The organism is Pseudoalteromonas sp. H71, assembly GCF_001468485.1.
Lineage (GTDB): Bacteria > Pseudomonadota > Gammaproteobacteria > Enterobacterales > Alteromonadaceae > Pseudoalteromonas.
This window is the reverse complement of record NZ_LODI01000026.1, coordinates 24,885-32,173: the sequence shown is the minus strand read 5'-3', so window position 1 is coordinate 32,173 and position 7,289 is coordinate 24,885. Positions and strand designations below refer to the sequence as shown.

Here is a 7,289-nt window from a genome sequence, read left to right as displayed (position 1 = left end):
TTATGGACTTATAATAATGAACGCCCTAACATGGGCATAGGTGGCATAACACCCATACAAAAACTGGAAAAGTTAAACAACGAAAATTCTACAGATAGCCTCCATTAAAAATGGCGGGATTACCGCACCTTAGGATGGCTCTCTAAATATTCAGCAATTTTTTGCGCGTTTTCGCAGTGGCGATCCATTCTTAGCCCCAACGTTTCAAGGCCAATTAAAATATCAGATGCGTTTTTAGGCGCAAGCGCCGCACCGGTATTTCTAAGTGGTACAACGCGGCAACGACCAATAAACGCCGCCTCAGCAAATGCATCGGTATACACTACATTATGGTACGACGGATCAGGCTCATTCATCATCACAAAACGAGTCGCATTGGCTTTCCAGTCAAACTTGCCCGAATCAACAATCATACCGCCAATCGCGGTACCATGGCCGTTAATATATTTAGTGAGTGAGTGCACCACAATATCGGCACCTAACTCAAATGGCCGACATAAATACGGCGTAGCAACGGTATTATCAACAATAAGTGGCACACCTTTGCTATGAGCAATCTTAGCTAAACGCTCAATATCAACAATATTACCTGCAGGGTTACCAATAGATTCACAAAAATATCACGGGTATTGTCGTCAATGGCATCCTCGAATGCGCTAAAGTCATCAGCCTTAATCATACGCGCTTCAATACCTTGGCGTGGTAATGTATGGGCAAATAAATTATAAGTGCCGCCATACACTTGGCTGGTGCTTACAATATTAGTACCTACTTCACATAAACATTGAATCGCATAGGTAATCGCCGCCATACCCGAGGCTACAGCCAACGCACCAATGCCGCCTTCCATTGCCGCAATACGCTGCTCAAGTACCGCATTGGTCGGATTCATTATGCGGGTATAGATATTTCCAGGTACTTTTAAATCAAATAAATCGGCACCATGTTACGTGTTATCAAACGTGTGCGATGAGGTATTATAAACAGGCACTGCTGCTGATTTCGTGGATTCTTCAGACTCGTAACCATGGTGTAGTGCTAAAGACTCTAATTTCATAATTAATTCCTTTGGTAAATTATTAAAACACACCACTTAAGGGTAATTAAATGCACGTAAAAATACAAACCCACAAGAAAAGAATAGTATAATCGTTAAATCTATAAATTAAGATTAAACTAGTTAATTTGGTTTTGGAGTTCCTACCAGCTAATACTAGAGCATGAACTAAACTTGGCACTTCTTATTGTCTATTAAATTGTCACCTCAAAACATAGCAGACGCTGAATCCGACGTGCAGATATAACTCAACAGATTTAAGAGCGATAGCACAGTCAAAACGTTAAAATACGCGCTCATGCCGCAATATGTGGAAGTAATTAATTAAACGAAGTCTTAAATCGATTTATGTTTGAATTCGAAAACCGTATATAAAATGTTATTTAAACACGGTAGTTACATCGCACCCTTTAAAAGGTTTACTGCAAGTTAACTATAAAAACGTATCGAAAAATCAATGAGGTCTTGCTCAGGTATTGGTTTACTAAAATAATACCCTTGAGCAAAATCACAACCAAGTTCTTTTAATATTGTGAGTTGTTCTTGAGTTTCAACTCCTTCAGCAACCACTCTTAACCCTAAACCATGCGACATTGCAATTGTTGCCTCTACTAAGCTGTAGTCTTCATTGTTTTCAGTAATCCCCCCAATAAAACCACGATCTATTTTTAATACATTAAACGGGTATTGCCTTAAGTAGCTAAGTGATGAATAACCCGTCCCAAAATCATCCATGGATAGAATAACCCCTAAATTTGTGATGTTGGTTAAAGTGTCAGTAATGGTGGACTCTCCAGTCATCAACACTCCTTCTGTAATTTCAAGCTCAAGGTTTTTAGGCTCAATATTCGCATTTAATAACGATGTTTTAATAAAGTTAAACAGACTTAAATCTTTAAATTGACTTGGAGATAAATTTACAGCGATAGTAAAATCTTTATTTAACTTTTCTACGTTTTTCCATCGTTTGAGTAAGTGAAGTGATTCTTTAATAACAAACTCACCAATAGAAATAATTACGCCTGTTTTTTCTGCAATAGGGATAAACTCATCTGGTGCCACGCTACCGAGTACAGGGTTTAGCCACCGTAGTAATGCCTCTGCGCCTGTAATTTCATTGTTTTTAACATCAAATTGCGGTTGGTAATAAAGGATAAACTCCTTTCGCTGTAGAGCACCTCGCATTTGCTCTTCTATTGCTAGGCGTCGTTGAATAACGGTATTCATTTGACTGGTAAAAAACGAATATGTGTTGCGCCCGAGTGCTTTTGCCTGATACATCGCTGTATCTGCATTTCTCAGTAAATCAGAAGCCGTTTTGCCGTTATCTGGAAATATTGCCACACCAATACTAATTGTTAACATTAACTCACGGCCTTCAATTGTGAAGGGGTCTCTAAAATTTTGTAGAATCTTTTCAGCAATACCCACTGCATTTTGCTGAGTAGAAATTCCTTTAGACAGAATTATAAATTCATCTCCTCCTAGTCGACCAATTGTATCTGCTTTTCTCAAAGCGCTTTGCAGGCGGTTAGCTGTTTCAATCAAAACCTTATCGCCAGCCTCATGGCCAAGTGAATCATTTATTTTTTTAAAGTCGTCTAAATCTAAAAAAAATATCGCGGCTTTTTCATCATTGCGATCGGCTTCTACTGTTACCTGTGATAATCGATCGAGGGCTAGTAAGCGGTTTGGTAATTGTGTAAGGCTATCAAAATAAGCTTGTTTACGAATTAATTGTTCTGATTGGTGTTGTTCGGTTATATCTCGAATAATTATCATTATTTGGTCATACTTAGAGACTTTATTTATCCTTGCCTCAAAGTAGGCTAAGCCTTGGCGTACTGTAAGCTCATATTTAAATGTCACCATCTCTTCTTGTTCGATTGCTTTAGCGATATGTATTTCAAATTTTTTTGCAACACCCTTTGGTAAAATATCAAGCATACTATTACCAATAAACTTTTCAGGGGATACATAAAGGGTATTTTTGTTATTAGTATGGTAATCAATGATGATTCCATCATGATCCATTAAAAAGAGTAAATCAGGGATTGCTTCAAAGATTGTTTTCAGCATTTGCTCTTTAAAAGTAGCAATGGCTTGGGCCTTTTTTACATCCGACAAATCAATGTCTATACAATACATTTGCTTGACTTTAAATTCATTTTCAAACATTACGTGGCTTGAATAAACGTATATATCAGTTCCATTTTTATGCTTAAGTAGTATTTCTGCAGCGGGTATTGCTACGCCTTCATTTATCCACTTTGTATGAGCCTCAACTACCATGTCTTTCATCGGAGCGGGTACGATAAGGTCTTCTAACTTCTTTCCAAATGCTTCCTCTGATTTAAACCCATAAAGTAATTCACTTCCCTTGTTCCAATACACAACTCGTCTTTGTTCATCATAACCTTGCACTGAAATTGAATTTACACTTTCAAATAGTTGGTGCAATGAATCGTTAGTAACAAACTGTTTAGATAATTGATTAACAACCGTGTTGGAACTCATATTGTGGTTATCTCCTATAAAATTTTCTCATTTTATAATAGAAGTTAATTGTTGAATTTCCATACACATATATTCAAAAGTAAGCTTAAGTGTATTATTCACTGTTAAAATAATAATAAAGGAGCCTTAGCTCCTTTATTAGTGTTGTTAAATTCTATTTAACATCATTTGGGTGTTCAACTCCCATCCATGCTTTGAAGCGTGCTTTTTGATCTGTAGTTGCTTGGGGATTTGCTGTTACCTTTTTGGGCTTATCAAACTTTTCAGTTAACACTAAGGTAAGGCTTTGCAGTGAATCACGACGAATAAAGTCAATGGTTACCTTATCTGACGGACTAAAGGTTTCAAGGGTCGACTTCAGATCTTTTCCTACATGATGCTTGTTTATAGCTACGATTTTATCGTTGGTCGTTAATCCCGCTTTCCACGCACTACCACCACGTTGAACATGTGTTAATGTTAAAAGCTGCCCGGTATTTTTAGCTACTGCATCTATGCTGGCAACAGCCTTAGCGTCTTTGGGTCGCTCAAAAACCAAACCTACTTTATTGAGTAATTCGTCAAAATCAATTTTTGCAGGTGAATCAACATACTCTTTCCACCAGTTTGAATAATCGAGACCCGTCAGGTTTTGTAAAATGCTTAGTACGTCTTTTTCATTAAAACCTAATGGTAACTTATGGTTGTTATAGAGTGCTTTATGCACATCCCGGTAACTGACTTTACCTGCTGTTTTTTCTAATAGGTTTATATCAAGGACCATTGAGAGCAATGAACCCTCTGAATAAATATTTGTACTGTAATTACGTCCGTGATCTCCACCTTGGTTAATCCACTTGTCAAAACTTGTTTCACTGGCACTTTGAACGTCTCTACCTGGTGTTTGTAAGTGTCGATTTATGGTTTTTGTCAATCCATTAAAAAACTCATCAATCGTCTCAATTTTTGAGCGTACTAACAAATGATCCTCAAAGTAACTTGTTGAACCTTCTGCTATCCAAAGTAATTTTGAATAATTCATATTAGTGTAATCGTAAGGTACCAACCCCTCTGGACGATATGCTTTTACATTCCAAGTATGAATAAATTCGTGGGCAGCGGTACTAATAAAGCCTAAATAATCTTCGCGGCTACCAAAACGGTCGCGTGGGCGTTGAATTATGGTCGAATTTAAATGCTCAGTTGCCCCCCCTGCGCCAGACGTTGCATGCACCATAAATACATAGCGTTCATACGGGTAGCTATCCCAAATTACATTACCTGTTGTGACTAGGTTTTTGAGATCACGCAGCATTAATTCAACGTCGTAGTTCCCCTCGCCCCAAATTACCAATTCGTACTCACGCCCATCAACGCTAAAGGAATGGAGTTGGTTAATACCTGTTTCAATAGGCGAGTCCACGAGTACATCGTAATTAGCTGCTATAAACGAGTGTGTTGAATTTAAATTAGCCATCCCAGAAACAGAACGCCACAGTTTAGGAACCTCTAATTTAACCGTTACAGGCTCTTGACGAAATGATTCGCTGAACATAAAAAAGCCAGAAGCATCTATAAAAGCATGGCTATCATCAATGTGGCGAGCACGCTTACCTAGTTCATTGGCGTAAACCTGATAACCTACACTTACTTCTGTGGGTGTATCAATATGGACACGCCATGTACTGTGATCAATTTTTTCCCACTTTAGAGGATTACCCTCTTTATCCGCTGGGTTAAAATAACGTACTCCATTGGCAAGATTAAGGACTTCATAACGGCCGGTGCGCCAAGAAGGTAATTTAATATCAAGATGAGCTTGTGCTGACTTAGGAAATTGAACGCGAACATCACCAAGATGATGCTGAGGCTCATCGATACTCAATGAGTAGTCAACATCAGCAAAAGCAGATGCCGATAATGCAGCACAAATTGATAAAACTAATAACTTTTTCATATAAACTCTATTTAAGACCTTGATTGCAGCCAAGGTTATCAAGCGAACATTTAAATGTGAATTAAAAGCGATAAACCCTCATGTATACGAGTTTGTACGCACAAGGCTAATAAAAATATAGAGTTTTTACCGAGATAACTACACTTAATATAAATTTGTTGTAGACTTAGAGTAACAAAATTACAAATCATGGTGGCTGCCTAGGTGTCAGAAAAATCTACTGCTACAGAGAGAAAACTAAAACAAGCAATTGGTGCGCGCATGGCACTGGAAGACGCGCGAAAACATCAAGTAGACACCCTCTCTATTTTTTCATCTAAATTATCCTTAGCGTGTAAGGGTCTTGACACAGAACTTGACAACAGACTTGCTAACTTTAGAAGTGCACTCAACAAAGGCGTTGGTTTTGATGATTTATCCCCTTTAATTGACGAAACAATAAAGCTGTTAAAAAAACAAGAGTCCATTCAACTTTCGCAACAACGTGACCTACAAGAAAGTGTTTTATCAGCGGGCAGACAACTCCAAAAAACCAAAGGCTTGCCAGAAGGCACACGCCGTTCATTAAGAAATTTACTCGATCACGAAATGAATAACGTTCATTCCACTCATGACTTTATTCCGTTACTGGAAAAATTAATTAGCTTTTATCACCATGCGCTAAACACAAAACTACGTGCAGATAGCAAGATTACTTGTGAAGCGACGCCTGCATTAGCACAAAAACTACTTGAACTCGCTAACGACTTAGTTCTTGAAGATGAAGCAACAATAGAAATTAAGCGTATTAAAAGCATCATATCTGAAAGCGATAATTTAGGCTCTTTGCTCGATACGGCCATAAACATAATTACTGTTGTCGTAAAAAATATAAATAAAGAACGCGAGTCAGCTCAAAGCTTTTTATCATCGCTTAACCAGACAATTGAAGAACTTCACAAATCAATAGTCGCTACAAGTAAACATTCGACGTCAATGGGGGCTGAGTTTGAGACCCTCAATAAAAATATTAAAAGTAAAATAGAAAACTTAAACGAAAAAACACAATCCGCTACTTCTATTTCATCTTTAAAAGAGCTTGTTGATAATGAACTAAAGTCGTTGACTCAAGACTTTATGGCAAAAGAAAAACTAGAACGCCAAGACAGGGAAATACTTGTATCGAGTTTTAATGAGATTAATGGCCGTATTGGTACGCTTGAAACAAAACTAACAAAATACAAAAAGCGCTTAAACGATCAACGCTTTAAAAGCCTACTAGACGGCTTAACAAAATTACCTAATAGAGCCGCTTTTGACGAACGCTATAACCACGAAATGCATTTATTTAATGTTCAGCAATCAAATGTTACGCTGGTCGTTATAGATGTTGATCATTTTAAATCAATAAACGACAGGTTTGGTCATACAGCTGGCGACATTACGTTGCAAGTGATCGCAAAAGCATTACAAAAATCGATACGAAAATCTGATTTTATAGCGCGATATGGCGGTGAAGAATTTGTCCTATTAATGAGTGAAACCACAGTTGATAATGCTGTTGCACCGCTTGAAAAACTCAGAAAAGTTATTAAAAATATTCCGTTTAAATTTAAAGATAAGCAAATTGAAATAACTATCTCCGTAGGCGCTACGCAGTTAAAAAAAGGGGACACCCCAATTAAAGCTTTTGATAGAGCTGACGATGCTTTGTATGAAGCCAAAAATACTGGTAGAGACCGGCTTTGTATAAGTAAATAATGCCACACGGTTATAAATAATGTATGGCTCAGTAGTAAT

General features: G+C 37.6%; 3 protein-coding genes and 1 pseudogene. 1 reads left to right on the top strand and 3 read right to left on the bottom strand.

Features of this window, described 5'->3' with window-relative positions:
* Positions 1-125: 125 nt before the first annotated feature.
* The 3 genes and pseudogenes from ATS71_RS12690 to ATS71_RS12680 all read right to left on the bottom strand — a co-directional run.
* Positions 126-1,057, bottom strand: a pseudogene (locus ATS71_RS12690) (O-acetylhomoserine aminocarboxypropyltransferase/cysteine synthase family protein); the annotation flags it as partial.
* Between the two features lie 429 nt (positions 1,058-1,486).
* A complete protein-coding gene (locus ATS71_RS12685) occupies positions 1,487-3,574 on the bottom strand; it encodes a sensor domain-containing protein (RefSeq protein WP_058405157.1) in 2,088 nt (695 codons plus the stop codon).
* A 154-nt stretch (positions 3,575-3,728) separates the two neighbouring features.
* The gene (locus ATS71_RS12680) at positions 3,729-5,510 is read right to left on the bottom strand and encodes a M61 family metallopeptidase (RefSeq protein ID WP_058405156.1); all 1,782 of its coding nucleotides are present in this window, start codon (positions 5,508-5,510) and stop codon (positions 3,729-3,731) included.
* A gap of 204 nt (positions 5,511-5,714) precedes the next feature.
* Here ATS71_RS12680 and ATS71_RS12675 point away from each other — a divergent pair, with 204 nt between their 5' ends.
* Entirely contained in the window at positions 5,715-7,250 is a 1,536-nt protein-coding gene (locus ATS71_RS12675) for a GGDEF domain-containing protein (protein WP_058405155.1), read from the top strand.
* Positions 7,251-7,289 lie beyond the last annotated feature (39 nt).